This window comes from Streptomyces sp. NPDC031064 (genome assembly GCF_055570965.1).
In genome coordinates this window covers 1,036,324-1,061,931 of sequence record NZ_JBVIGF010000001.1, presented here as the reverse complement: position 1 = coordinate 1,061,931, position 25,608 = coordinate 1,036,324, and the positions used below count along the sequence as shown (strand labels likewise).

General features: G+C 73.0%; 19 protein-coding genes. 10 read left to right on the top strand and 9 right to left on the bottom strand.

Annotated features, from left to right (window positions below; translation table 11 throughout):
* The first annotated feature begins 1 nt into the window (after position 1).
* The gene (locus ACZ46W_RS04510) at positions 2–1,192 is read left to right on the top strand and encodes a 4-hydroxybenzoate 3-monooxygenase (protein WP_468331148.1); all 1,191 of its coding nucleotides are present in this window, start codon (positions 2–4) and stop codon (positions 1,190–1,192) included.
* On the opposite strand, the gene ACZ46W_RS04505 is transcribed toward ACZ46W_RS04510, so the two are convergent.
* The gene (locus tag ACZ46W_RS04505) at positions 1,159–2,484 is read right to left on the bottom strand and encodes an MFS transporter (protein WP_468331145.1); all 1,326 of its coding nucleotides are present in this window, start codon (positions 2,482–2,484) and stop codon (positions 1,159–1,161) included. The two genes, ACZ46W_RS04510 and ACZ46W_RS04505, sit on opposite strands and share 34 nt — an antisense overlap.
* Before the next feature lie 256 nt (positions 2,485–2,740).
* Between ACZ46W_RS04505 and ctaD the strand changes: the two genes are divergently transcribed.
* On the top strand, positions 2,741–4,483 hold the full coding sequence (ctaD, locus tag ACZ46W_RS04500; protein WP_468331143.1) for an aa3-type cytochrome oxidase subunit I: 1,743 nt from the start codon (positions 2,741–2,743) through the stop codon (positions 4,481–4,483).
* Positions 4,484–4,501: 18 nt separating this feature from the next.
* Here the strand turns inward: ctaD and ACZ46W_RS04495 are convergent, their stop codons facing one another.
* Positions 4,502–5,152 carry a phosphoribosyltransferase gene (locus ACZ46W_RS04495; RefSeq protein ID WP_468331140.1) on the bottom strand — a complete coding sequence of 217 codons (651 nt, stop codon included), beginning with the start codon at positions 5,150–5,152 and terminating at the stop codon, positions 4,502–4,504.
* A gap of 146 nt (positions 5,153–5,298) precedes the next feature.
* Between ACZ46W_RS04495 and ACZ46W_RS04490 the strand changes: the two genes are divergently transcribed.
* Together ACZ46W_RS04490 and ACZ46W_RS04485 are read left to right on the top strand one after the other, a co-directional pair.
* Positions 5,299–6,600 carry a zinc-dependent alcohol dehydrogenase gene (locus ACZ46W_RS04490; RefSeq protein WP_468331137.1) on the top strand — a complete coding sequence of 434 codons (1,302 nt, stop codon included), beginning with the start codon at positions 5,299–5,301 and terminating at the stop codon, positions 6,598–6,600.
* A gap of 20 nt (positions 6,601–6,620) precedes the next feature.
* On the top strand, positions 6,621–8,960 hold the full coding sequence (locus ACZ46W_RS04485) for a phosphoketolase (RefSeq protein WP_468331134.1): 2,340 nt from the start codon (positions 6,621–6,623) through the stop codon (positions 8,958–8,960).
* Between the two features lie 15 nt (positions 8,961–8,975).
* On the opposite strand, the gene ACZ46W_RS04480 is transcribed toward ACZ46W_RS04485, so the two are convergent.
* From ACZ46W_RS04480 to ACZ46W_RS04465, 4 genes are all read right to left on the bottom strand, one after another.
* Complete coding sequence (locus tag ACZ46W_RS04480) at positions 8,976–11,063, bottom strand: iron ABC transporter permease (protein ID WP_468331131.1); 2,088 nt, start codon at positions 11,061–11,063, stop codon at positions 8,976–8,978.
* A complete protein-coding gene (locus ACZ46W_RS04475; RefSeq protein ID WP_468331128.1) occupies positions 11,063–12,052 on the bottom strand; it encodes an ABC transporter substrate-binding protein in 990 nt (329 codons plus the stop codon). Before ACZ46W_RS04475 ends, ACZ46W_RS04480 begins: the two co-directional genes overlap by 1 nt.
* A gap of 23 nt (positions 12,053–12,075) precedes the next feature.
* Positions 12,076–12,876 (bottom strand): ABC transporter ATP-binding protein, encoded by an 801-nt coding sequence (locus ACZ46W_RS04470; protein WP_468331126.1) that lies wholly within the window; start codon positions 12,874–12,876, stop codon positions 12,076–12,078.
* 140 nt (positions 12,877–13,016) lie between these two features.
* Complete coding sequence (locus tag ACZ46W_RS04465; protein WP_468331123.1) at positions 13,017–13,499, bottom strand: hypothetical protein; 483 nt, start codon at positions 13,497–13,499, stop codon at positions 13,017–13,019.
* A 91-nt stretch (positions 13,500–13,590) separates the two neighbouring features.
* Here ACZ46W_RS04465 and ACZ46W_RS04460 point away from each other — a divergent pair, with 91 nt between their 5' ends.
* From ACZ46W_RS04460 to ACZ46W_RS04440, 5 genes are all read left to right on the top strand, one after another.
* A complete protein-coding gene (locus ACZ46W_RS04460) occupies positions 13,591–14,235 on the top strand; it encodes a TetR/AcrR family transcriptional regulator (protein ID WP_468331120.1) in 645 nt (214 codons plus the stop codon).
* 127 nt (positions 14,236–14,362) lie between these two features.
* Positions 14,363–17,293: an NACHT domain-containing protein gene (locus ACZ46W_RS04455; protein WP_468331117.1), complete on the top strand. Its 2,931-nt coding sequence runs from the start codon at positions 14,363–14,365 to the stop codon at positions 17,291–17,293.
* 24 nt (positions 17,294–17,317) lie between these two features.
* Entirely contained in the window at positions 17,318–18,037 is a 720-nt protein-coding gene (locus ACZ46W_RS04450) for an alpha/beta fold hydrolase (RefSeq protein ID WP_468331115.1), read from the top strand.
* Positions 18,038–18,104: 67 nt separating this feature from the next.
* Positions 18,105–19,277, top strand: a complete 1,173-nt coding sequence (locus ACZ46W_RS04445; RefSeq protein ID WP_468331112.1) for a polysaccharide pyruvyl transferase family protein — start codon at positions 18,105–18,107, stop codon at positions 19,275–19,277.
* A 30-nt stretch (positions 19,278–19,307) separates the two neighbouring features.
* Positions 19,308–20,717 (top strand): FAD-dependent oxidoreductase, encoded by a 1,410-nt coding sequence (locus ACZ46W_RS04440; RefSeq protein WP_468331109.1) that lies wholly within the window; start codon positions 19,308–19,310, stop codon positions 20,715–20,717.
* Positions 20,718–20,736: 19 nt separating this feature from the next.
* On the opposite strand, the gene helR is transcribed toward ACZ46W_RS04440, so the two are convergent.
* Both helR and ACZ46W_RS04430 read right to left on the bottom strand, forming a co-directional pair.
* Complete coding sequence (helR, locus tag ACZ46W_RS04435) at positions 20,737–22,923, bottom strand: RNA polymerase recycling motor ATPase HelR (protein ID WP_468331106.1); 2,187 nt, start codon at positions 22,921–22,923, stop codon at positions 20,737–20,739.
* Between the two features lie 135 nt (positions 22,924–23,058).
* A complete protein-coding gene (locus tag ACZ46W_RS04430; RefSeq protein WP_468331103.1) occupies positions 23,059–24,249 on the bottom strand; it encodes a cytochrome P450 in 1,191 nt (396 codons plus the stop codon).
* A gap of 183 nt (positions 24,250–24,432) precedes the next feature.
* Here ACZ46W_RS04430 and ACZ46W_RS04425 point away from each other — a divergent pair, with 183 nt between their 5' ends.
* Positions 24,433–25,107, top strand: coding sequence for a helix-turn-helix domain-containing protein (locus tag ACZ46W_RS04425; RefSeq protein ID WP_468331100.1), 675 nt, complete (start codon positions 24,433–24,435; stop codon positions 25,105–25,107).
* Between the two features lie 58 nt (positions 25,108–25,165).
* On the opposite strand, the gene ACZ46W_RS04420 is transcribed toward ACZ46W_RS04425, so the two are convergent.
* On the bottom strand, positions 25,166–25,465 hold the full coding sequence (locus ACZ46W_RS04420; RefSeq protein ID WP_366132100.1) for a hypothetical protein: 300 nt from the start codon (positions 25,463–25,465) through the stop codon (positions 25,166–25,168).
* Between the last annotated feature and the right edge of the window lie 143 nt (positions 25,466–25,608).

Genomic DNA, 25,608 nt, shown 5'->3' with positions numbered 1-25,608 from the left:
CATGCACACCACCGTGGGGATCGTCGGCGGCGGCCCGGCCGGACTGCTGCTCGCCCGGCTGCTCCACCGCGCGGGCATCGACAGCGTCGTCCTGGAGAGCCGGGACCGCTCGTACGTCGAGCGGCGCCAGCGGGCGGGCATCCTGGAACAGGCCACCGTCGACATCCTGCACGAGGTGGGCGCCGGGGCCCGGCTGGCGCGCGAGGGCCTGGTCCACGACGGCATCGAGCTGCGCTTCGACGGGCGCGCCCACCGCCTCGACTTCCCGTCCCGCACCGAAGGGCGACGGGTGGTGGTGTACGCCCAGACGGAGGTGGTCAAGGACCTCATCGCCCTCCAACTCGACCAGGGCGGGCCCCTGTTCTTCGGGGCCGAGGTCCACGCCATCGAGGGCGCCGACACCGCGCGGCCCCTCGTCCGCTACACCCACGAGGGCCGCGAGCAGACCCTCACCTGCGACTACGTCGTCGGCTGCGACGGCTTCCACGGCATCGCCCGCGGGGCCGTCCCGGAGGCGCTGCGGAGGACCTACGAGCGGACCTATCCGTACTCCTGGCTCGGCATCCTCGCCGAAGCGCCGCCGGTGTACGACGAGTTGATCTACGCCCACTCCGAGCGCGGCTTCGCCCTCGCCAGCATGCGCACGCCCGCGGTGAGCCGCCTCTACCTCCAGGTGCCCAACGGCACCGACCCCGCCGACTGGCCCGACGAGCGGATCTGGGACGAGCTCGACGCCCGGTTCACGCTGCGCGCCGAGCCCGACTGGCGGCTCGAGCGCGGCCCGGTCACCCAGAAGTCGGTGCTGCCCATGCGCAGTTGGGTGACCGAGCCGATGCGCCACGGCAGGCTGTTCCTCGCCGGGGACGCCGCGCACATCGTGCCCCCGGCCGGCGCCAAGGGGCTCAACCTGGCCGTCGCCGACGTGGTCGTGCTCGCCCGCGCCCTGGAGCGGTGGCACACCGACGGCTCGGAGGAGGCCCTGGAGGCGTACTCCGACACCTGCCTGCGCCGCGTGTGGCGGGCCCAGCACTTCTCGTCCTTCATGACGACGACCCTCCACACCGATCCGGACGGCTCGCCGTTCGGGACCCGCCTCCAGCTCTCCCAGCTCGACCGGATCACCTCCTCGCCGCACGCCGCCGCCGAACTGGCCGCCAACTACACCGGCTTGCCCATCGCCGCCGCCGGCTGAGGCTCCCCGGACCCGCCCGCCCGGGACGCGAGCGGTACACAGGCCATGGCCGCGGCGCCCAGCAGCCCGGCCAGCGCGAAGGCGGTGAACCCCCAGGTGTCGTGGCCGCTCGCCGCCAGTACCCCGCCCAGCCACGGGCCGAACACCGCACCGGTGCGGCCCACTCCGGCGACCCAGCCGATGCCCGCGGCGCGCTCGCTGTCGCGGTAGAGGGTGTTCGTGGCCGCGTACACCATGACCTGCGCGCTGAACAGCACCACACCGGTGCCCGCCACCACCACGTACGTCCACCCCAGCGGGAGCTGCGACTTCAGCAGCAGGGCCCCGGCCGCGGTGAGCACGAACCAGATCGCCGAGACGCGCACGGCGCCGAACCGGTCGGCGGTGCGCCCGGCGATGAGCAGGCCGACGATGCCGCCCGCGTTGATGACCAGCAGGAAACTGACCGAGGAGCCGAGGTCGTAGCCGTTCGCCCGCATCATCTGCGGCAGCCAGGTGGACACCCCGTACACCAGCAGCAGCCCGCTGAAGGACGCCAGCCACAGCAGCGGCGTCGCCCACCGCGACCCGGGCGCGAACAGGGCGCGCACCGCGTCCAGCCGGCCCCTCGCCCCGGCGGCCGGGGCCTCGACGGGCGTCGGCCGCGGCAGCCCGTACCGGTCGGCGACCGCGTCCGCCCGCCCCCGCTCACCGCGCGCCAGCAGCACGCCCGGCGACTCGGGCAGCGACTTCAGCAGCAGCGGTACGGCGACGACCGCCGGCAGCGCGCCCGCCCAGAACACCCAGCGCCACCCGGCGGCCGGCGCCACCGTCAGCCCGAGGCCCGTCGCGGCCATACCGCCCGCGTGGTACGAGGTCATCAGCAGACCCGTCGTCAGGGCGGCCCGGCGCGGCGGCGCGAACTCCAGCACCATGGCCAGGCACAGCGGCATCAGACCGCCCAGCCCGAGCCCCGCGACGAACCGCCCGGCGCCGAAGAACGCCGGGCTCGCGGCGAGGGCGCACAGCGCCGAGCCGAACGAGAACAGCGTGATGCTGGCGACCAGCAGCGGCCGCCGGCCCAGCCAGTCGGTGACGTTCCCGGCGACGAGCGCCCCGATGAGCATGCCCAACGTCGTCCAGCTCCCGATCGTGCCCGCGCTCCCCGGAGTCAGCCCGAGCCCGGGGTCGTCGAGCATGTGCGGCATGACGGCGCCGTAGATGTTGACGTCCATCCCGTCGAAGAAGACGGCCAGCCAGCACAGGGCCAGGACCGGGAAGACCGTGCGGAACGTGTGCGGCGGTGACGTCATATCAGCCCCTGGGGAACGACGTGTTCGCGTGGTGAAACTCTGTTCACCCGCCTGGGTGCGACGAGTGTCGGGGCGCCGGGGGCGCCTGTCAACAAGCGGTAACGCGAAGGGCGCTGCCCAATACGAGTGACGTATCCAGCGCTGTACGGGTGCAAAGCACACGGCGTGAACGCGAAAACACATAGCGTTTCCGAGGGCGGTAAGGGGGTACTTTGCCGCGCGTCCTGCCCGTGCGTGTGCGTTGACGAGGATTCGTATGGTGACATCGACGGAGCCGGTCTCCCCGGTACCGGTGACGCGGCGAGGCAGGGGCCGGGCCGTGGTGAACTGGCTGACCACGACGGACCACAAGAAGATCGGTCACCTGTATCTGGTCACGTCGTTCGCCTTCTTCCTCTTCGCCGGCGCGCTCGCCATGCTGATGCGCGCCGAACTCGCCCGGCCGGGCATGCAGTTGATTTCCAACGAGCAGTACAACCAGGCGTTCACGCTGCACGGGATCGTGATGCTGCTGCTGTTCGCCACGCCCACCTTCGTGGGATTCGCCAACGCCGTGATGCCCTTGCAGATCGGCTCGCCGGACGTCGCTTTCCCGCGGCTCAACATGTTCTCGTACTGGCTGTTCCTCTTCGGCGGCCTCATGGTCGTCGGCAGCGTGCTGACCCCCAACGGAACCGCCGACTTCGGCTGGACGGCCTACGCACCCCTCAACCGGCTGGAACGCACGCCCAGTATCGGCGCCGACCTGTGGATCATGGGGCTCGCGCTCTCCGGGTTCGGAACCATTCTCGGCGCCGTCAACTTCATCACCACCATCGTCGGTATGCGCGCCCCCGGCATGACGATGTTCCGCATGCCCGTCTTCACCTGGAACGTCCTGCTCACCTCGGTCCTGGTACTGATGGCCTTCCCGGTGCTGGCCGCCGCGCTCCTGGTCCTGGAATCCGACCGGCAGTTCGGCTCCCACGTCTTCGACGCCGCGAACGGCGGAGCACTGCTGTGGCAGCACCTGTTCTGGTTCTTCGGCCACCCCGAGGTGTACATCGTGGCGCTGCCGTTCTTCGGAGTGGTGACCGAGATCCTGCCCGTCTTCTCCCGTAGACCGCTCTTCGGCTACATCGGGCTGATCGGCGCCACCATCGCCATCACCGGCCTGTCGATGGTGGTGTGGGCGCACCACATGTTCGTCACCGGAGCGGTACTTCTGCCGTTCTTCTCCTTCCTGAGCTTCCTCATCGCCGTGCCGACCGGCGTGAAATTCTTCAACTGGATCGGTACGTTGTGGAAGGGCTCCATCACCTTCGAAACCCCCATGCTGTGGTCCATCGGATTCCTCGTCACCTTTCTCTTCGGCGGCCTGACCGGCGTCATCCTCGCGTCGCCGCCGATGGACTTCCACGTCACCGACACCTACTTCGTCATCGGCCACTTCCACTACGTGCTCTTCGGCACCATCGTCTTCGCGACATTCGCCGGATTCCATTTCTGGTGGCCCAAGATGACCGGCAAGATGCTCGACGAACGCCTGGGGAAGATTCACTTCTGGACACTGCTCGCCGGCTTCCACCTGACGTTCCTCGTCCACCACTGGCTGGGCGCGGAAGGCATGCCGCGCCGGTACGCCGACTACCTCGCCGCCGACGGATTCACCGCGCTCAACACCCTCTCGTCGCTCGGGTCCTTCCTGCTGGGCCTGTCGACCCTGCCGTTCCTCTACAACGTCTGGAAGACCGCCAAGTACGGCAAGCGCGTCGACATGGACGACCCGTGGGGCTACGGCCGCTCCCTGGAGTGGGCAACCTCCTGCCCGCCGCCCCGCCACAACTTCACGGCGCTGCCCCGCATCCGCTCCGAATCCCCCGCCTTCGACCTGCACCACCCGGACATCGCCGCCCTGGAGAAGGCCCACACCGCGGGCCGCCGCGACGTCGTCGAACCCGGCCGGGGCGTGGCCTCCCCGCCGGGGGAAGCGGACGAGCGGGGCGAGGGCCACACCTGACCGCGCCGGCCGCCCCGCTCAGCCGCCGTGCGCGGCGCTCAGCGTCCGGATCACCTCGTCGTCGGTGAGCTGGTCGAAGTCGTCGTACCACTGGCCCACCGCCTCGAAGTGCGGCGGCTGGTACACGTACACGATCTCGTCCGCCTCGCCGCGCAACGCCGCCACCGCCTGGCTGGAACACACCGGCACCGCCAGCAGCAGATGGGCGGGGCCGGCGGCGCGCACGGCGCGGCACGCGGCCCGGGCGGTGACCCCGGTGGCCAGCCCGTCGTCGACGATCACAACGGTGCGCCCGGCCAGCGCCGGGGCCGGGCGGCCGCCCCGGTACAGCCCCTCCCGGCGGCGCAACTCCGCCCGCTCGGCGTCGACCTGGCCGCGCATCCGCTCGGGCGTCAGGTCGAGCACCGCCAGCGCCCGCTCGTCGAAGATGGGCGGCTGGTCCCCGGTGACGGCCCCGATGCCGACCTCCGGGTTGTACGGGGCGCCGATCTTGCGGACGACGAGGACGTCCAGGGGCGCGTGCAGCGCCCGGGCCAGCTCGTCGGCCACCGGTACGCCCCCGCGTGGCAGCGCCAGCACGACCGGATCGTCCAGCCTGCCCTGCCGCTGCCGCTCGACAAGCCGGGCGGCCAGTTCACGACCGGCCTCCCTGCGGTCCTGGAAACGCATCGTGCTGCCTCGCTTCCGTCACGTCGCACCGGGTGGGAGCCCGTCTGCCGCCCTGCGGGTACCCCGCCCGCACCGGTTGTTTCGCCCGTCCCGGGCCGGGCACTCGCGGCCCTGTTCGGAAAGATCGGGACACCAGGGGAGTGCTCATGAAGGCCGTGGTGTGGCACGCCATCGGCGACGTACGCCTGGACGACGTACCGGAGCCGAAGATCCAGGACGACCAGGACGCGATCGTGAGGATCACCTCGTCCGCCATCTGCGGGACGGACCTGCACTTCATCCGGGGCACGATGCCGGGCCTCCGCGAGGGCCGGGTGCTCGGCCACGAGGCCGTCGGCATCGTCGAGGAGGCGGGCGCCGGCGTACGGAACTTCAGGCCGGGCGACCGGGTGGTCGTGCCCTCCACCGTGGCGTGCGGCACCTGCAGCTACTGCCGCGCCGGGTACTACGCGCAGTGCGACAACGCCAACCCCGGCGGCCCGGGCGCGGGCACCGTCTTCTTCGGCGGCCCGGAGGCGGCGGGCGGCCTGGACGGACTCCAGGCCGAGTACGCACGCGTACCGTACGCGCACGTCGGCCTGGTGCCGCTGCCCGACACCGTCGACGACGCCCAGGCGATCCTCCTCTCCGACATCTACCCCACCGCCTGGTTCGGCGCGAAACTCGCCGAGGTCGGCACCGGCGACACCGTCGCCGTCGTCGGGGCCGGACCGGTCGGCCAGGCGGCCGTGGCCTGCGCACGCCTCCAGGGCGCGGGCCGGATCATCGTGGTCGACGGCCTCGCCGACCGGCTGGAGCTCGCCCGGCGCCAGCACGCCGAGACCGTCGACTTCAACGCCGAGGACCCCGTCGCGGCCGTACGGGACCTGACCGGCGGCATCGGCGTCGACCGGGTGATCGACGCCGTCGGCGTGGACGCGCAACGCCCCACCCGTGGCCCGGCCGCCGAGGCACTGCGCGACCAGGCGGAGGAGTTCGACCACGAGCGCGCCGAGGCGGCCCCCGAGGCACACCCCGAGGGCGACACCTGGGTGCCCGGCGACGCACCCACGCTGGCGGCCCGCTGGTCGGTCCAAATGGCCGCCAAGGCGGGCACCGTCGGAACGGTCGGCGTCTACCCGCCGCAGGTCCAGCACTACCCGTTCGGTGAGGCGTTCATGAAGAACCTCACGCTGAAGTCGGGCAACTGCAACCACCGCCGCTACCTGCCCCACCTGGTGTCCCTCGTCGCCTCCGGCACGCTGGACCCGACCCCGCTGATCACCCGCTGGGCCGGCGTCCAGGACGCCGTCGAGGCGTACCGGACGTTCGACCGCCGGGAGAGCGGCTGGACGAAGGTGGCCCTCGGCGTCAGCGAACGCGGCTCCATCGCCCCGGGCCTCGGCGAGGCGGCCGGCACCGGAGCGGCCACCACGGCGGGCAGCGTCGGCGACGAGACCGCGAGCTGACGGACGAGGGAAGGTGCCTCATGGAGCGGGACACCCACGGAACGCGGGCGTACCGGCGCGCCGCCGACTATGTCGCCGCCACCCTGATCTTCCTCCGGGACAACGTCCTGCTCCGTGAGCCGCTGCGCCGCGAGCACCTCAAGCCGCGCCTGCTCGGCCACTGGGGATCGTGCCCCGGCATCACCATGGTGTACGCGGCGCTCAACACCCTCATCAGGGAACGCGGCACCGACGTTCTCCTGGTCACCGGCCCCGGCCACGGCGCCCCGGCCAACCACGCCAACCTGTGGCTGGAAGGCACCCACGAGCACCACGACCCCGCGCTCGCACGCACCGGAAGCGGCCTGAAGGAGCTGGCCCGGCGCTACTGCGCCCCGGACGGCTTCCCCAGCCACCTCTCACCGGCCGTGCCCGGCACCATCCACGAGGGCGGCGAGCTCGGCTACGCCCTGTCCACCGCCTTCGGAGCCGCCTTCGACGCCCCGGGGCGCCTCGTGGCCTGCATCGTCGGCGACGGGGAGGCGGAGACCGGCCCGACCGCCGGCGCCTGGCACTCCACCAAGTTCCTCGACCCCGTCACCGGCGGCGCGGTCCTGCCCGTGCTCCACCTGAACGGCTACAAGATCTCCTCGCCGACGCTCTTCGCCACCATGACGGACGGTGAACTGACGGCGCTCTTCCGCGGCTACGGCTGGGACCCCCGTATCGTCGACGCGACCGAGGACCCCGACGTGGTCGTCGACGCGGTGCGCGACGCCCACACGGCCATCACCGGCATCCAGCGCCGCGCCCGCGCCGGCGACCGGCCGGACCGGCCCGCCTGGCCGATGCTCGTACTGCGCAGCCTCAAGGGCCAGGGCGCCCCCCACGAGGTCGGCGGCCGCCGCATCGAGGGCACCTTCCACGCCCACCAGGTGCCCCTGGCCGGCGTCCACGAGGACGACGAGCAGTTCAAGGCCCTGGAGGCGTGGCTGCGCTCGTACCGGCCGGACGAGCTGTTCGACGAGGAGGGCCGCCCCCGTCCGCACGTCCTGGCCGCCTGCCCCCAGGGCGAGCGCCGCATCGGCATGAACCCCGCCGCCGACGGGGGCCGCCTGCGCCGCCCCCTGGACCTGCCGCCGCTCGAACCGTACGCCGTCGACGTCGGCGCGGGCCCCGGCACGGCCTCCGCGAGCCCCAACCGGGTGCTCGCCGCCTGGCTGACGGAGATCACGCACCGCACGGAGCGCGGCCGGGACTTCCGGATCGTGTCGCCGGACGAACTGGCCTCCAACAAGCTCGACAGCGTCCTCGGCGCGAGCGGCCGCGCCTACGCGTGGCCCGTGGACGAGTACGCCGAGGACCTCGCCCCCGACGGACGCGTCCTGGAGGTGCTGTCCGAGCACAACTGCCAGGGCTGGATCCAGGGCTACCTCCAGACCGGCCGCCACGGACTCTTCCCGACGTACGAGGCGTTCGCCTCCGTCGTCGACAGCATGCTCAACCAGTACGCCAAGTGGCTGAAGATGTCCCACGAGGTGCCCTGGCGCACCCCCGTCAGCAGCCTCACGTACCTGCTGACCAGCGAGGGATGGCGGCAGGAGCACAACGGCTACAGCCACCAGGGCCCCGGCTTCATCAACAACCTCCTCACCAAGAAGAGCACCGTCACCGGTGTCCACCTCCCGCCCGACGCCAACACCCTCCTCGTCACCATGGAGCGGCTGCTCGCCGACACCGGCCGGATCAACCTCGTCGTGGCCGGCAAGCACACGGCCGCCCAGTGGCTCGACCTGGCGGACGCCCGCCGGCACTGCGCCGCGGGCGCCTCCACCTGGCGCTGGGCGTCCACGCACGACGGCGAGGACCCGGAGGTGGTCCTCGCCTGCGCGGGCGGCATCCCGACGGTCGAGACGCTCGCCGCCGCCGGCCTGCTGCGCCGCGACCTGCCGGACGCGCGCGTCCGCGTCGTCAACGTCGTCGACCTGTGCGTGCTCGCGCCGCCCGACCGGCACCCGCACGGCATGGCGGACGCCGACTTCCGGGAGCTGTTCGGCACGGACACGCACGTGGTGTTCGACTTCCACGGCTACCCGGCGGCCGTCCACCAACTGCTGCACGGCCGGCCCCACCCGGCCCGCTTCCACGTCCGCGGCTACGTCGAGGAGGGCACCACCACCACGCCCTACGACCTGCTGGCCGGCAACGGCGTCTCCCGCCACGACCTCGCCATCACCGCGCTGCGGCACCTGCGCGGCCGCTCACCCGCCACCGGCGACCTGGCCGCCGGTTACGCCCACCACCGCGACCGGCTGCGCGCGGAGCTGCGCCGCACCGGGATGGACCCGGCCGAGATCACCGACTGGAAGTGGAACGGCTGAAGACCCGACAGGTGGTCAGAGCCTCCGCAGCAGCCACACCAGGTAGGGGGCCCCGAGCAGGGCCGTGACGATGCCCACCGGGATCTCCACCGGGGCGAGCAGCCAGCGGCCCAGGGCGTCCGAGCACACCACCAGCACCGCCCCCAGGACGGCGGCCATGGGCACCATGCGGGCCGTGCCGCCGCCCACCGACTTCCGGGCCAGGTGCGGCGCGACCAGCCCGACGAAGCCCACCGCGCCCACCGCCGCCGCCGTGCCCGCCGCCAGCACCGCGCCCGCGCCGAGCACGAGCAGCCGGGCGCGGCCCAGCTCCAGGCCGAGGGCGCGCGGCAGTTCGTCACCGAGGGACAGCAGGTTCACCGGCCGTGCGGCGACCACCAGGCCCACCGCCACCAGCGCGGGCACGGCCAGCCAGCCCAGGGCCGAGAAGTCCCGGGCGTACGTACTGCCAGCCAGCCAGCCGAGCGCGGCGGACAGGTTCATCTGCGCGCCCACGACCATGATGTTGACCAAGGCCGCCGACGTGGCGGCGGCGCCCAGGCCCACCAGGACCACCCGGGTCGGATCCAGCGCGGTCCGGCCGCCCTTCGCGCTCCCTCGCGCCACCAGCACCACCAGGGCGAGCATCAGGACGCCGCCGGCCCCCGCCGCGGCCGGCAGGGCCACCAGCGGCGCCGACGGCACGAGGAGGATGACCGCGACCGCGCCGAGCGACGCCCCACCGGTCACGCCCACCAGCCCCGGCTCGGCCAGGGGGTTGCGCACCACCGCCTGGACCGCCGCCCCGGCGACCGCCAGGCACGCCCCGGCCAGCGCCGCCACCAGGACGCGCGGCAGCCGGTAGTCCACCACCGCCTCGGTGATCCGATCCGCCGAACCGAACAGCGCCGCACCGAGCTGCCCCCAGGTGATCTCGACGTCGCCGACGCGCAACGACACGGCGACGGCGACGGCCAGGGCGACCAGCCCGCCGCCCAGCGCCACCGCGTAGGCGGGGGCCCGCCGCCGGCCGGACACCACGACCGCCGCGCCCGTGTCCGCGTCACCGGTGCTCACCCGGCGCGCCAACGCCATGAACACCGGGCCGCCGACCAGCGCCGTCACCACACCGACCGGGATCTCGGCGGGCTGTGTGGCCGACGGCGTGACGATCAGTTGGGCGGCCGCGTCGGCGCCCAGCACGAGGGCGGAGGACAGCAACGCCGCCATCGGGATGAGCAGCGCGTGCGCACGGATGCCCAACTGGCGCACGATCACCGGCGCGATGAGCCCGACGAAGCCGATCGGCCCGGCGAGCGAGACGGCCGCCGCGGACAGCAGGACGGCGACCAGGAAGGCGGCCGGGCGGACACGCTCCACGCGTACACCCATGGCCTGGGCGGTCTCGTCGCCGAGCGCCAGCAGGTCCAGCGGGCGGGCCAGCGCCGGGGCGAGCAGCGCGCCGGCGGCGACGACCGCACCGAGCGTCAGGGGCCGTTCCGGACCGGACTGCATCAGCGTGCCGTTGCCCCAGAAGAACAGCCCGCGCGTCGCCTGCGTGTCGAGCATCTGGAGGAACTCGGCCGCCGAGGTGCCCGCCAGCGCCACCGTCGCACCCGCGAGCAGCACCCGGCCGGGCGTCATCACCCCGGTGCCGCTCAGCAGGTGGACCAGGCCGACCGCGACGAGCCCGCCGAGGAACGCCGCGCCGCCGGCCGGCAGCGGGCCGAGACCGACCCCGGTGAACGCCACCAGCACGACGGCGAAGTACGCACCGGCGTTCACGCCGAGCGTGTCGGGCGCCGCCAGCGGGTTGCGGGTCGCTCCCTGGACGAGCACGCCGGACACGCCGAGCGCGACGCCGACGACCAGCCCGGTCAGCGTGCGCGGCAGGCGACTGCCGAGCAGGACGTCCTCGGTGCGCGCGTCGCCGTGGCCGAGGAGCAGCCCGGCGATGTCGCCGATGCCCACGCCGGACGCGCCGAGACCCAGGTGGACGACGGCGGCCAGGCACAGCACGAGCGACAGGGCGCCGCCCACGAGCACGGCTCGTGGGCGGCGGCCGGGCGTGCTGCCGGGCGGACGGCCGGCGGGCGCGGCCGTCGTCAGTCCCTCCGGGGCCATCAGACCTTCAGGGCCTTGCCGGTCTCGTCGAGGAGGTGCACCGCCGACAGCGGGCCGCCGAAGAGCCAGGTGCCCGGGTCGAGCGGCAGCGCCTTGTCCCCCTTGACGAATTCCAGCCCCTTCCACACGGCGTTGCCCGCGAGGTCGCCGGTGAACGGGTTGTCGTCGTCGGCCGCGACGTACAGGAAGGTCGCGTCCTTCTCGACCTGGGTCAGGCCCTCGACGCCGACCGTGGTCATGCCCCAGGCGTCGGACCGGCCCTTCCAGCCGTTCTTCAGCCCGGCCAGGGCCAGCACCTGCGGGGCGATCGCGTCATCGGTGAGCATCCGGATCGAGGCGGTGCCGTTGGCGGTGAAGGCCTGCGCCAGCGCGTACTTCAGGCCGCCCTTGCCCGCCTTGTCCAGCCGTCCCCTGAGCTCGGCGGCCTTGGTGTCGATCCGCCGGGTCACCTCGGCGGCCTCGTCCTCCTTGCCCACCGCCTTCGCCAGCTCGCCGAAGTTCTTCCTCATCGTCGCGAGCTGCGGCTTGGTGGTGTACGTGAACGACAGCACCGGCGCGATGGAGCGGAGCTGCTTGAGGGCGGCTTTCGACCGGTCGTTGTCGATGACGATGAGGTCGGGCTGGAGGGCGCGGATCTTCTCCAGGCTCGGCTCGTTGCGGGTGCCCACGTCGGTCACCGCGCCGGGCAGGCCCGCGCCGTCGGCGGTGACCCAGGTGCCGTAGCCCTTGTTGTCGGCGTTGCCGACGGGGGTGACGCCGAGGGCGATCAGCTCCTCGGTGTACGTCCACTCCAGCGCCACGACCTTGGTCGCGGGCTTGTCCAGGCTCACCTTCCCCTGGGCGGTGTCGACGGTGATCGCGCCGCCGGCCTCGCCCCCGCCCGTCCTGCCGTCCGTGGTCCCGCCGACCGTGCCGGACCCGCACGCGGCGGTCAGCACCAGGGCCACGGCGGTACCGCCCGTCGCCAGGGCGCGAAGCATTCTCTGCATGGTCGAATCTCTCCTTCGTACCGTCAGGGGACGGAAGTCTCCGGCCGCTGGGGGAAGCAGGCGAGGTAGCCGGTTGCCGGATCGCGCACGACGCTGACGCGCAGCCCGAAGGCCCGCTCGATGACCTCCGGGGTGAGCACCTCGTCGGCCGGGCCCGCGGCGGCGATCCCGCCGTCGGCGACGACCACGACGTCGTCCGCGTAGGCCGCCGCCTGCGTCAGGTCGTGCAGGACCACGCCGACGGCGATGCGGTGCTCACGGGCGAGCCGCCGTACGACGTCGAGCACCTCGAACTGGTGGCGCATGTCGAGGTACGTGGTCGGCTCGTCCAGCAGCAGTACCCCGGCGCGCTGGGCCAGCACCATGGCCAGCCACGCGCGTTGGCGCTCACCGCCCGACAGCTCGTCGAGGCGCCGCCCGACGAGCGGCGCCGCGTCCGTGACATCGAGCGCCCAGTCGATGGCCTCCGTGTCCTCGCCCGTGTGCCGGGCGAGAGCGCCCCGGTGCGCGTACCGCCCGTGCCGGACCAGCTCACGGACCGTCACCCCGGCGGGCGCCTGCGAGCTCTGCGGCAGGAACGCCAGCCGCTGGGCCAGCGCACGGCGGGCGAAGGACGCGAGCGGAGCGCCGTCGACGCGTACCTCCCCACCCAGCGGCGGCAGAAGCCCCGCCACGGTGCGCAAAAGCGTCGACTTCCCACACCCGTTGGGCCCCACCAGCACGGTGACCGCCCCCGCCCTCAGCGACAGCTCCACCCCCTCCAGCACCGCGCGCCCACCGTGCCCGACGTCGAGCCCCCTCGCCACCAGGCGGACATCACCCACGGACACCACGCTCCCTCACGGCTGCCGGCCCGACGGCGTCACCCTACAACTCAGGTAAGGCACACCTTGGCGATATGTACGGCACCATGCACGGCAACCCGGCCCGTTTCCCGGCGGGTTGACCCGGCCCCGGCTCCCGGTCAGCCGGCCGGGCGCGCCGTCAGGACCTCGCGGGCGTCGCGCAGCAGGTCGGGTGCGAAGTGGACGTGCTTCTTGGCCAGCGGCGGCCAGACGCGGGACGCGAGCGGGCGGTCGTAGTGGACGAACGTGGCGAGCGAGACGTGTTCGTCGTCGGCCTGGACGACGAGGTGACCGGTGAGGAACCAGGAGCGGGCTTCGAGCCTGATCCAGTCGGCGCCGTGCTCGGCGACCCGCCAGCCGGCCACCCGGTCCGCCGACGCCCTGAGGCGCAGTCCGAGCAGGGCCCGCCAGATGAACTGCCCCGACCGGCCTGCCACGTCTTCGAACAGCGCCCTGGCCCACTGCTCCGGCGACCTGCCGGGGAGGCCGCCGCTCATGGTGAAGACGTCGACGTAGCCGGGGTCGGTCATGGTGCTCAGGGCGTGGATGCGGTCGGGAACCGGATCCAGCCGGCGGACGGCCGGCCTCCCATCGGTGTGCATACGTGCTCCCCCTCCGGTCGGGCCGCGAAGCGACCGTGCCCGGCGATGCTAACGTACATACGCGTATGTATGTAACTGAGGGGTGAGGACGATGACGGAGAGCCGGGGGAGCGCGCGCCGGACGCAGGCGGACCGGCGGGCGCGGACCAGGAGCGCCCTGCTGGAAGCCGCCGCGCGGGGGCTGTCGACGTACGGGTACGCCAATCTGTCGCTGGAGCGCGTCGCCGGTGACGCGGGCTACACGCGCGGCGCCCTGTACCACCAGTTCGCCAACAAGGAAGACCTGACGCTGGCGGTGGTGACGTGGGTCGAGGAGACCTGGAACGCCGAAGTCGGCCGGCTCGCCGCCGAACAGTCCGCCCCCGTGGAGGCGCTGCTGGCGATGGCGCGGGGCCACGCCGTCTACTGCCGCCGTGACGTGGCCCAGGTGATGATGACCCTGCGGGTCGAGTTCGCCGGCCAGGACCACCCGGTCGGCCGGGCGGTCGCGGACATCGTCGACCGGCTGGAAGCCGACTGCGCCGGGCTGATCGCCGCCGCCCGCGACAGCGGCGCCATCCCGCCCGGGCCGCCGCCCGCCCAGATGGCGTCGGCCTACCTCGGCATCGTCGAGGCGGTCGGCATCCAGCTCGCCGGGCACGCCCCCCACGACGTCCAACTGGCCGACCGGGCCGTGCGGGGCCTGCTCGGCCTGCCGCCCGCGCCGGTGCCCACCGCTTCGGGAGCCCACGACTAGCTTCCCGACACCCCGTCCATCGACCGGCGCGGCGTGCTCCCGCGACGCCCCCGTGCGCCCCCCATGGCATCGGTACGCGGGCCCCCGAAGCCTCGTTCACCTCCGACGACGGGCCACGGACAGGGACATGGGGGTGCGGATCATGTGGGCGCCGCTCCGGGAGACACGCGTACAACGGCGCATCGGGCTCGGCGCGGTCGCCGCGTCCCTGATCGCGCTGGCCGCCGCCCTCTCCCGCCGGGACGGCGGCGCCGACGTGACATCGATGTGGATCTCCGCCGTCTCCGCCTTCGTCTCCCTCTGCGCCTTCACTGCCGACCTGCTGCGCGACTCCGCACCCGCCCAGGACGGTCCCGACCGGCGAGGACAGGCGGCCGACGACCTCGCCGACGCGGTACGGGACCAGTGGTCCGACGAGGCCCGGCTGCGCCGGCTCCAGGACCCGGAACCGCTGAACGTCCCCTGGACCCGCGTCGGCCCCCCGCTCGCCGACCACCCGCGCAACATCCGGCGCGGCCTGCCGGTGCCCGAACCGCGCGACGGCGACCAGCGGCTCGACCGGATCGTCGAGACGTACAGGTCGGTCCCCTCCGGCCGGCTGGTCGTCCTGGGCGAGCCCGGCGCCGGGAAGAGCATCCTCGCCGTCCAGTTCGTCCTGGGGATGCTCGCCGCGCGGCGGCCCGGCGACCCGGTGCCGATCATCTTCCCCCTGGCGGGCTGGGACCCCGCCAACCTCCCGCTGCGCCGCTGGCTGGCCGAGTGCCTGGCCGCCGAGTACCGGCCGCTGGCCGCCGTCCGCGGCGAACGCACCCTGGCCCGCGAACTGCTGGACGCCGGCCTCGTCCTGCCCGTACTCGACGGCTTCGACGAACTCCCCGAGGCGGCGCACCGCGACGCGCTGCGCCGCCTCAACCGCGAACTGGACGAGCGGCTGCCCGTCCTCCTCACCTGCCGCACCACCGACTGGGCCCGCGCCACCCGCGGCGGCGACGTGCTGACCGCCGCCGAAGTCCTGCGGCTGGAACGGCTCGACTTCTCCGCCGCGCGCGACTACCTGGAGAACACGGCCCGTTCGAACGCCGACCGCACCACCGTGTGGACCCGGGTCCTCGCCGCGCCCACCGCACCGCTGGCCGAGGTCCTGGGCTCACCGCTGATGGTCGCGCTGGCGCGCACGGTGTACGGCGACACCTCCCGCGATCCGCGTGAACTCCTGGACCACGAACGCTTCCCGACCGCCGAACGCATCGAGGAGCACCTGCTGGACGCCTTCGTGCCCGCCGCGTTCGCCGACGCGGACGGCACCTGGCGCCCGGGCGCGGCACACCACTGGCTCCGCCACCTCGCCCACGACCTGGCACCCCGCCGCCCCGGGGCCACCGGCCCCTGGCGGCTGGCCTGGTGGGAACTCCCGGCGGTGATGCCCGCGGCGCTGCGGGTGATCGGCCCCGCCGTCCTCGCACTCCTCGCCACCGCCGCGCTGCTGGTGCCGCTGGCCATGTACGGGCGCGGGGTGGTCGCCAACTGGGACAGCCCGCTGTCAGCCGTCCTCAACCTCGCGGGGCTCCTGACCGGCCTGTGCTTCGGGCTCGCCCGGCTGCTGCCCGCCACCGCCGAAACCCGCCAGGGCACACCCTGGTTGGCCCGCATGGCGCTCAGCATGACCGCCGCCGCCACGGCCGTCGCGGTGGCCCTCGGCGTGCTCGCCCCACCTCTGGTCAGTTCACGTCTCGGGGCCGTGATCACACCACGGCCCACCTGGTTCCTCAACGGCTGCTGCTTCGGGCTCATCCTGTCGATGATGTTCGCCGTCGCGGGCCTGCCCCGCCGCCCCCTCCCGCTGGCCCTGCCCTGGGCGGGCAGCCCGAGCGGCCCGACGGCCGTCCGCGCCCTGGGCGCGCTCGTCGTCTTCACCGGCCTGGCGATCTACGGCTACGGCGACGCGGTGGTCCCGGCCGGAACCTGCGTCGTCGCCGGGCTGCTGCTGGTCGTCGCCTCGCTGGCGCAGGGAGCACGGGTGGCCGCGCCCTACACCGGCCCCGCCGACGTCCTGCGCGGCTTCCGCCGGGGACTGCTGCGCGGCTTCGTCGCCTGCACGCTCATCGGCGTCACCGGCTCGGCCGTCGTCGGCTGCGTCACCGGTGCCTTCGCCGCGTACGCCATCCACTCGGCCCGCCCGCCGGTGCACGGCGAGGTGGTCGAGGGCTGGCGGGTCCAGCGGACGGGCGACGGCGGCCGGTCCGTCCGCTCGACGGGCACCCACGAGGTCGAGCTGGTGGAACGGGCGGCGCTCGACAGCCCGTTCGCCGTGATGAGGGGCGCGCGGATCTCGTCGGACCGCCGCCTCGGGACGTACAAGGGCGAGGTGCGCGTCCACCGGGCGAGCGGACAGTGGGTGATCGACTGGCCGGGGAAGCCGGACACCTGGCGCGGCAAGCCCGTCGACGCCCACAACGTGGTGGTCGCCCTGCCGGAACGGGTCAAGCTCTGGCTCGTGCACCGCCCCGTCCTCACCGTCATCCGCGACGCGGTGGTCCCCCTCGTGGCCTTCGGCGCGCTCATCGGCACCATCGGCGGCGCCGCCTCCGGCGTCTACCGCGCCCTGAACACACCCTCCGACACCATCCGGGCCGTCAGCCCGCGCAGCACGCTGCGCACCGACCGCGCCGCCACCCTCGCGCGCAGCGCCATCGCCGCCGTACTCGCCGGCGCGGTCTGCCTCGTCATCGCGGCGACCATCCGGAGCAGCACCCTGGGCACCATGCACACCGAACTGTGGGTGCCCGTCGGCACCTCCGCGCTCGCGCTGAGCGCCTGGGGGCGGATGGGCGTCGCCCGGATGTGGCTCGCCGTGACCGGACGGGCGCCGTGGCGGCTCATGCGGTTCCTCGCCGACGCGCACCGCCGCGGCGTGCTGCGCCAGTCGGGCGCGCACTACGAGTTCCGCCACCTCCGGCTCCACCAGCGCCTCGCCGCGCCGGCCACCGACACCGGCACCCGCGCGCCCCGCCCGCCCGACCCCACCCGGCACACGGCCGCCGCCGACGGGGCCGTCTGACCGGATGCCGTTACGGTGTCGGTGATGGTGGACTTCGTACTGGTCCCGGGCGCCTGGCTCGGAGCGTGGGCGTGGGACGAGGTGGTGCCGGAGCTGCGTGCGGCCGGCCACGGCGCCCACGCCCTGACCCTGTCCGGGCTCGCCGAGAAGCGGGACGTCCCGGCGGGGCAGCGGACCCACGTACGGGACGTCGTCGACGAGGTCGGACGTCTCGGTCTTCGCCACGTCGTCCTGGTCGGACACAGCTACGCGGGCGTCCCGGTCGCCCAGGCCGCCGGGAGCATCGGCGACCGGCTGGTCCGGATGGTGCTCATCGACTGCCCGGTCCCCGTCCACGGACGACCGGTCGTCGCCTCCTGGCCGGACGGAGGCAGGGGAGTGGAGGCCACGATCGCCGCGTACGGGGGCTCCTGGCCGCCGCCCCCGCGCTCCCACTACGCCGGGCAGGGCCTGACCGACGAGCAGATCGACCGGATCACGCGCCGCTCGACGCCCCACCCGGGCGCCACACTGACGGAGCCCGCCGTCCTGACCCGCCCGCTCGCCGAGCTGCCGGGAACGTACGTCCGGTGCGAGCTCAACGCCGCCGAACCCGGCGCCGACCTGGCCCGGCTGCTGACCGGCGAGCACTGGCGGCTCGTCCGGATGGGCACCGGCCACTGGCCGATGTTCTCCCGGCCCCACGCGCTGGCGAGGGCCCTCGTGGACGAGGCCGGAAGCCGGCCCGGCTTTCGAGATGCGTAAATCTCGCCATGCGGTGAACTGGTGTAGGAGCGCGTGAACGCGGCGGAACGGGTGAGGCTGGCCGATCATGGATGACCGAAGCAGCGTGTCCGTAGGAGTGCTCGGCTCCTACGGGGGCCGGAACGTGGGCGACGAGGCGATCCTCACCGCCATGCTGGACCGCGTCCGGGCCGGCCGCCCGGACGCCCGCCTGGTGGTCTTCTCCCGCAACCCCGACCACAGCCGCACCGCCCATCCGGACGTCGAGGTGGTCGGCTGGGAAGGCGTGTGCCGGGAGCGGATCTCCGAGCACCTCCGGGGCCTGAGCGTGCTCGTCCTCGGCGGCGGCGGAATCCTCTACGACACCGAGGCGCGCCGCTACCTGCGGCTGGCCCGGACCGCCCAGGACCTCGGCGTGCCCCTCTTCACCTACGCCCTCGGCGCCGGCCCCCTCACCGACGAGGCCGACTGCGAGTGGGTCCGCGCGACCCTCTCGGAGGCGGCCGAGGTGACGGTGCGCGACGAGGAGTCGAAACTCGTGCTCGAAGAGGCCGGACTGACCCGCCCCATCACCGTCACCGCCGACCCGGCGCTGCTCCTCCAGCCCGGCGACGGCGGCGAGGACCTGCTGCGGGCCGAAGCCGTACCGCGCGGAGTGCGGCTCGTCGGGATGAGCGTGCGCGAGCCCGGGCGCGCGGCGGAGCACCTGGACGAGGAGGGCTACCACCAGCTCCTCGCCAACGTGGGCGACTTCCTCGTCCACCGGCTCGACGCCCACGTCGTGTTCCTGCCGATGGAGCGCGACGACATGCGCCACGCCCACGCGGTGGTCTCCCGGATGGCCGACGCCGATCGGTGCACGGTCCTGCACGGCACCTACCGCCCCCAGCAGATGCTCGACATCGTCCGGCGACTGGACCTCGCCATCGGCATGCGACTGCACTTCCTGATCTTCGCCGCGCTCGCCGGGATCCCCCTGCTGCCCCTGCCCTACGCGGGCAAGGTCTTCGACTTCGCCCAGCAGATCGGCGCGCCCGCGCTGCGCGGCGTCGTCAGGGAGACCGCCGGCCTGCTCCTGGCGGAGGTGGACCGCCTGTGGGACGAGCGGCCCGCCCGGGTGGCACACACGACCGCCCGTACCGCGGAGATGCGGCTGCGGGCCGGCGAGACCGCCGACCGGCTCCTCGCCTACCTGGACCGCACCGCCCCCCGCCCCCTCGTGCTCCACACCGCACCGACGCCCGCGTCCGCGGCCGGCTGAACCGCCGGCACCGCTCCCCAGGGAGGAAATGTGACCTACCTGATGCCGCCACGCGTCCCCCGGACGGTGGAGCTGCCCCCGCGCCAGGGCCTGCACGCGGGCACCACCCAGGTGCTCGTGATCGGCGGCGGCCCGGCCGGCATCGGCGCGGCCCTCGGTGCGGCGAACGCGGGCGCCCAGGTCACCCTCGTGGAGCGGTACGGATTCCTCGGCGGGAACGCCACCGCGGCCCTGGTGATGCCGCTGATGAGCTTCCACAACGAGGTCAAGCAGGCCGTCACCGGTGACTCCGGGCGCCTGCTGCCGCCCGATCACGGCGAGGGCGAACCGGTCGTCGGAGGCGTGCTGTGGATGCTCCTCGACCACTTGGTGCGCGCGGGAGCGGCGATCCGCCCGTCGGTCGAGACCGGCTACACGGTGCCCTTCGACGCGGAGCTGTTCAAGCTGGTGGTGTACGAGCTGCTGGAGATGCACGAGGTCCGCACCCTGCTGCACGCCTTCGCGTCCGGTGTCGTCAGCCTGCCCGACCGCGCACGGGCGGTGTTCGAGACCAAGTCCGGGCCGCTCGTCATGGACGCGGACGTGATCGTCGACTGCACCGGGGACGGCGACATCGCCGCGGCGGCCGGCGCACCGTACGAGATCGGCCGGCCGGAGGACGGCTGGACGCAGCCCATGACGCTGATGTTCCGCATGGTCCGCTTCGACCACGACGAATTCACCGCGTACGCCCGTGCCCACCCGGACCAGTGGAAGGGCGTCCACGGGCTGTGGGACCTCGTCCGGGCCGCCACGGACGCCGGTGAACTGGACCTCCCGCGTGAGGACGTGCTGTTCTTCGCCACGCCGAACCCCGGCGAGGTAGCGGTCAACTCCACCCGCGTCACCGAGGTGCTCGGCACCAGCGTGTGGGACCTCACCCGCGCGGAGTTCACCGCCCACCGCCAGATGGCCCAGATCGCCCGCTTCCTGCGCGCCCGTGTGCCGGGCTTCGCCGACTCGTACGTCGTCCAGAGCGGCGTCCAGGTCGGTGTCCGCGAAACGCGCCGGATCACCGGCGAGTACCAGCTCACCGGCGAGGACGTGCTGACGGCCCGCAAGTTCGACGACGCCATCGCCCGCGGCGCCTACCCGGTCGACATCCACAACCCGAGCGGCCGCGGCACCACGCTCAAACGGCTCCCACGAGGGCAGTCCTACGACATCCCGCTGCGCTGCCTCTTCCCCCGCGACACGGACCGCATCCTGGTCGCGGGCCGCTGCATCTCCGGCGACCACGTGGCCCACTCCTCCTACCGCGTCATGCCGATCTCGATGGCCACCGGTCAGGCCGCCGGCGTCTGCGCGGCGCTCGCCGTGTCCCAGGGCAAACGCCCCCAGGACGTCCCGGCGAGCGCGGTCCAGCGCGAACTGCGCTCGCAGGGCGCCAGCCTGTCGTGACCCCCGGCGGGCCCCGCCCCTAGGGAGTCGTCAGGACGACGAGTCGCCGGGTCGCCCGGGTCATCGCCACATAGCGGTCGACCGCTCCTTCGACGCCCGGGCCGAACCCGTCCGGGTCGACGAGCACGACCAGGTCGAATTCGAGCCCCTTGGACAGTTCCGGCGTCAGCGACCGGACGCGGGACGTGGCCCGGAAGGTGGGGTCGCCGATGACGCAGGCGATGCCGTCGGCGTGCGAGGCCAGCCAGGTGTCGAGGATCGCGTCCCGGTCCCGGACGGAGCCGTGGACGACGGGGATGCCGCTGCTGCGGACGGAAGCCGGCACGTTGGCGTCCGGCAGCGCGGCCCGGATGACCGGCTCGGCTTGCGCCATGACCTCCTCCGGCGTCCGGTAGTTGATGCTCAGGGAGGTCACGTCCACGCGGCCGAGCCCGACCCGCTCCAGCCGTTCCCGCCACGACTCCGTGAACCCGTGCCGCGCCTGGGCGCGGTCCCCGACGATGGTGAAGCTCCGGGACGGGCACCGCAGCAGCAGCATCTGCCACTCCGCGTCGGTCAGTTCCTGCGCCTCGTCCACGACGATGTGCGCGAACGGGCCGGCGAGAGGCTCACGATCGGCGCCCGGCAGGGCGGACTCGTCGATCAGGCCGTCCTGGAGGTCCCGCCCGCGCAGCATCGTCACCGCGCCCTCGCCGTCGTCGTCGGCCGCCAGTACGTTGTCGATGACGTCTGCCATGCGCGCGCGTTCGGCGGCGAGGAAGGCTTCGTGCCGGCGCTTGCGCAGCGATGCCTCCGGGTCGCCGAGCCGCTGCCGGGCCGCGTCCAGCAGCGGCAGGTCGGACACCGTCCAGGCCCGGGCGTCCTCGCGTCGCAACGTGCGGACGTCGTCGGGGTCGAGCCAGGGGGCGCACATCCGCAGGTAGGCGGGGACCGACCACAGGTCGCCGACGAGATCGGCCGCTTCCAGCAGCGGCCACGCCCGGTCGAGGGTCCGCACCAGTTCCCGGTCGTGCAGCAGTGACCTCCGGAACAGGTCGGGCGGGACATCGCCGTCGTGCTTGTCCATCAGGATCGTGACCAGCTCCTCCCAGATCTGGTCGCGCGCCTCGTTGTGCGGAGTGCCCGGCCCCGGTGCCTGGAACGCCTCGGCCCAGTCGTCGGCGGTCAGCGGGATGTCACCCCAGTCGGTCGTGACCGTCATCCCCTCGGCGGGCGGCTCCTCGTAGAACCTGACGGCCGTCTCGATCGCCCGCACCATGCGCGCCGACGACTTCAGGGCGGCCACGTCCGGGTCGGCCTCGACCGTCGCCCCGGCTCCCTCGGGGACGAGGTCGCGGAGGGTGCACGTCCGCACGCCCTCCTCCCCGAGGCCGGGCAGGACGTCGGCGACGTAGGCCAGGTAGGGCTGGTGCGGCCCGACGAACAGCACGCCGCCCCGACGGTGGCCGAGGCGGGGGTCGGAGTGGAGGAGGTAGGCGGAGCGGTGCAGCGCGACGACGGTCTTCCCCGTGCCCGGACCGCCGTCGACGACGAGGGCACCACGGGAGCCCGCCCGGATGATGGCGTCCTGGTCGGCCTGGATGGTGGCGAGCACGTCACGCATCCTGGGCGACCGGCTGCCGCCCAGCGAGGCGATGAACGCGGACTGGTCGTCGAGCGCGGCGTGCCCTTCCAGCCCGTCGGCGGTGAACACCTCGTCCCAGTAGTCGCTGATCCGGCCGCGCGTCCAGCGGTACCTGCGGCGGCTCACCAGCCCCATCGGGTGGGCGTGGGTCGCCGCGAAGAACGGCTCGGCCGCGGGGGAGCGCCAGTCCATCAGCAGCCGGCGCCCCGCGCTGTCGGTGAGGCCGAGCCGGCCTATGTACACCGGCTCGGCGCCGTCCGCGCCGACGATGCGTCCGAGGCACAGATCCAGACCGAACCGGCGCAGGGTACGCAGCCGGCCGGTCAGCCGGTGGATCTCCACGTCCCGGTCCATCGCCTCCCGGCCCAGGCCGCCGGGTGCCCTGCGCAAGTCGTCGAGACGCTCGGACAGTTCGGCGATCGTCTGCTCCAGGCACGTGGCGACGGCCGCGAAGTGCCGCTCGTCACCGGCGATCAGCGCCGGGTCGGCCTTGGCGGAGAGCCGGTCCGGAAGGCCGAACGCGGAGGTGGTCAAAGGGTTCGCCGACGACTTCGCCGACAACAACGCACGTACGTCACGCACTTCGTGAATCTCCCGTTTCCGCAGGTACCCGCCTCGAGCCAGCGATTCTGCGGCACCCCCGGGGCCTTGCCGCAAGCCCCCCGGTGAGCTATACGTTGAGAGTGGCGAGGAGTGCGTACTCGCCGGACCCCGCGGTCACACGTCCCAGGTGACCGGGAGGCTCTTCACCCCGTAGATGTCCGCGGTTTCCGGGCGCAGCACGACTTCTTCGGCCGGTACGGCCAGGCGCAGCGTGGGGAAACGGTCGATCAGCGCGCGGAACGCGACCCGCATCTCGACACGGGCCAACTGCTGCCCCAGGCACTGGTGGACGCCGTGTCCGAAGGCCAGGTGCCCGCCGCCCTGCCTTCGCAGGTCGAGCGCATGCGGGTCGGCGAAGCGCTCGGGGTCGCGGTTGGCGGTGTTGTACGACAGGACCACCGTCGTGCCGGCCTCGATGGTGTGGCCGTCCAGCTCGACGTCCACCAGGGCCGTCCTCCAGAACTGCTTGGCGACGCTCAGGTACCGCAGCAGCTCCTCCACGGCCCCGTCGGTGAGCGCGGGATCGGCGCGCAGCGCCGCCAGTTGGGCCGGGTTGCGCAGCAGCGCGAAGGTGCCGAGGGACAGCATGTTGGCGGTGGTGTCGAAGCCGGCCGCCAGCAGGATCAGGCTGATGCCCTTCAGCTCCTCGTCCGTCAGATCGCTGTCGGTGAGGTCGCTGAGCACGTCGTCGGTGGGGTTCGCGCGCTTGGCGGCCACCAGCTCCGCGAGGTACTCCTGGGTCGCGGTGTAGGCCGCTATCAGCTCCTCGTCGCTCGTCTCCCCGCCCATGAACGTGTCGATCTGCTCCTGGAAGGAGCCCCGGTCCTGGTACGGCACCCCCAGCAGCTCACAGATGATGATGGTGGGGATGGGCTTGGCGAACGCGGTCACCAGGTCCGCCGGCGGCCCGGCCTCCTCCATGGCGTCCAGGCAGTCGGCGGTGATCTGCTCGACGCGCTCGGTGAGCAGGCGCATCCGCCGTACGGTGAACTTGCCCATCAGCGGCTTGCGGTAGCGGCGGTGCTGCGGGTCGTCCATGAGGAGGAACTCGCCGGGCGGCGCCGGCGGAACCTCGAAGTCGCCCACGTTCATCAGCTCCTTGCGGGAGCTGAACCGCGAGTCGGCCAGGACCGACCTGACCAGGTCGTACCCGGTGATCAGCCAGCCGGGCTTTCCGCCGGGGTGGACGCAACGGCTGATGGGGCCGTGCCGGCGGGCGTCGATCAGCTCTGCCGGCGGGTCGAAGGGGCAGCCGGGCTGACGCGTTGTCGGCAGTGTCGTGACGGTGTGGACGGATTCACCCATGACTATTCCTCGTCTCGCGATAGTGCGTGTTTAACACACCCCGAAAGCTACGTTGCGTTCAAAACTCCGTCAATTGCTCCGAGTGTATTTACCCAGGTCAAGGGCGAGAAATTGATGCAATGACGCTGCTGCCTAATGCAATATCGCGTTGCAATGAATGGCGGCGAAGGCAATACTGACGGCATGCCAGGAGGACGGTTGACCCAGCAGGAACGCCAGCGCATCGCGGCCGGACTCGCCGACGGGCTCTCGTACGCCGAGATCGCCAGGCGGCTCGACCGGCCGACCTCGACGATCAGCCGGGAGGTGGGACGCAACGGCGGCCCCGGCGGCTACCGGCCCCAGCAGGCGCACCAGGCGACGGTCCGGCGCGCGCGGCGTGGCACGCCGGCACCCCCGCGCGCGGCCGGGGCGCCGGGCGGCACGAAGGCCGAAGAGGAGATCGTCGAGCTGGCGGTCAGGTCGGGGATGCCGCGGATAACGGCGCGCGTGCATGTCGACCTGCTGCTGTCCGAGGACGGCAGGCGCACCGCGGCCGAGCTGACCCGCAGGCTGAAAGTCAGCCCGGCTTCCGTCTCCGTGGCCGTGAACTTCCTGGTCCAGCACGGGTACGTGCGGCGCGAACGCGATCCCCGGCGGCGGCGCGACATCTACGTGGTCGACGACGACGCCTGGTACCACTCGATCCTGGTCAGCTCCCGCCAGACGCTGGAGGCGGCGCGGGCCGCGACGGCGGTGGCGGAGACGTTCGGCCCCGACAGCCCCGTGGGGCAGCGGCTGGCCAAGGGAGGGACGTTCCTGGAGCGGGTCGTTCTGGACATGATGGAGTCCGCCGACCGCTGGCGGGCCCTTCTATGACGATGGCCGACCACCGTCGGGAGACGGCGGTCGGCCATGGCGGTCCGAGGTCCAGGGATCAGACCGGAGCGGGTACCTGCGTCCAGACGTAGACCGTGATGCCCAGGTGCAGCAGACACAGCGCCCGTGCCGTCTTCCACGTCCAGGACGCCGCCGCCGTGGCGGCGAGGAACACGGTGGAGAGGATGAGGCAGAACCACGCGCCGGCCGCCGTGTCCGGATCGGTCGTGGGGGTCATCTCGACCCCGACCGCTGTGAGGCTCAGGATCAGCATGATGGCGGCGACGGTGTACAGACCGGCGGCCAGAGCGGCGCGCAGCCACAGGAATGCCTTTTGGTTCTCGATTGTCACTGTCATTCCGTTTCCTGCATGGATGTGCTGAAGAGCGGGGTGGGGCGGGAGGCCCGGCGCCCCCCCCCAGAGTCGAACATTAGCACAAAAAGCCCCACAAAACGGAGCGGGTGTTTCCCACCCCTCCCCCCCCCGCCCCGGGAGCGCGG

Bases quoted from the DNA above. Each gene is read 5' to 3' on its own strand.
- ACZ46W_RS04510 (WP_468331148.1), top strand. From the start codon at position 2: ATGCACACCACCGTGGGGATCGTCGGCGGCGGCCCGGCCGGACTGCTG.
- ACZ46W_RS04505 (WP_468331145.1), bottom strand. From the start codon at position 2,484: ATGACGTCACCGCCGCACACGTTCCGCACGGTCTTCCCGGTCCTGGCC.
- ctaD (WP_468331143.1), top strand. From the start codon at position 2,741: ATGGTGACATCGACGGAGCCGGTCTCCCCGGTACCGGTGACGCGGCGA.
- ACZ46W_RS04495 (WP_468331140.1), bottom strand. From the start codon at position 5,152: ATGCGTTTCCAGGACCGCAGGGAGGCCGGTCGTGAACTGGCCGCCCGG.
- ACZ46W_RS04490 (WP_468331137.1), top strand. From the start codon at position 5,299: ATGAAGGCCGTGGTGTGGCACGCCATCGGCGACGTACGCCTGGACGAC.
- ACZ46W_RS04485 (WP_468331134.1), top strand. From the start codon at position 6,621: ATGGAGCGGGACACCCACGGAACGCGGGCGTACCGGCGCGCCGCCGAC.
- ACZ46W_RS04480 (WP_468331131.1), bottom strand. From the start codon at position 11,063: ATGGCCCCGGAGGGACTGACGACGGCCGCGCCCGCCGGCCGTCCGCCC.
- ACZ46W_RS04475 (WP_468331128.1), bottom strand. From the start codon at position 12,052: ATGCAGAGAATGCTTCGCGCCCTGGCGACGGGCGGTACCGCCGTGGCC.
- ACZ46W_RS04465 (WP_468331123.1), bottom strand. From the start codon at position 13,499: ATGCACACCGATGGGAGGCCGGCCGTCCGCCGGCTGGATCCGGTTCCC.
- ACZ46W_RS04460 (WP_468331120.1), top strand. From the start codon at position 13,591: ATGACGGAGAGCCGGGGGAGCGCGCGCCGGACGCAGGCGGACCGGCGG.
- ACZ46W_RS04455 (WP_468331117.1), top strand. From the start codon at position 14,363: ATGGGGGTGCGGATCATGTGGGCGCCGCTCCGGGAGACACGCGTACAA.
- ACZ46W_RS04450 (WP_468331115.1), top strand. From the start codon at position 17,318: ATGGTGGACTTCGTACTGGTCCCGGGCGCCTGGCTCGGAGCGTGGGCG.
- ACZ46W_RS04445 (WP_468331112.1), top strand. From the start codon at position 18,105: ATGGATGACCGAAGCAGCGTGTCCGTAGGAGTGCTCGGCTCCTACGGG.
- ACZ46W_RS04430 (WP_468331103.1), bottom strand. From the start codon at position 24,249: ATGGGTGAATCCGTCCACACCGTCACGACACTGCCGACAACGCGTCAG.
- ACZ46W_RS04425 (WP_468331100.1), top strand. From the start codon at position 24,433: ATGCCAGGAGGACGGTTGACCCAGCAGGAACGCCAGCGCATCGCGGCC.
- ACZ46W_RS04420 (WP_366132100.1), bottom strand. From the start codon at position 25,465: ATGACAGTGACAATCGAGAACCAAAAGGCATTCCTGTGGCTGCGCGCC.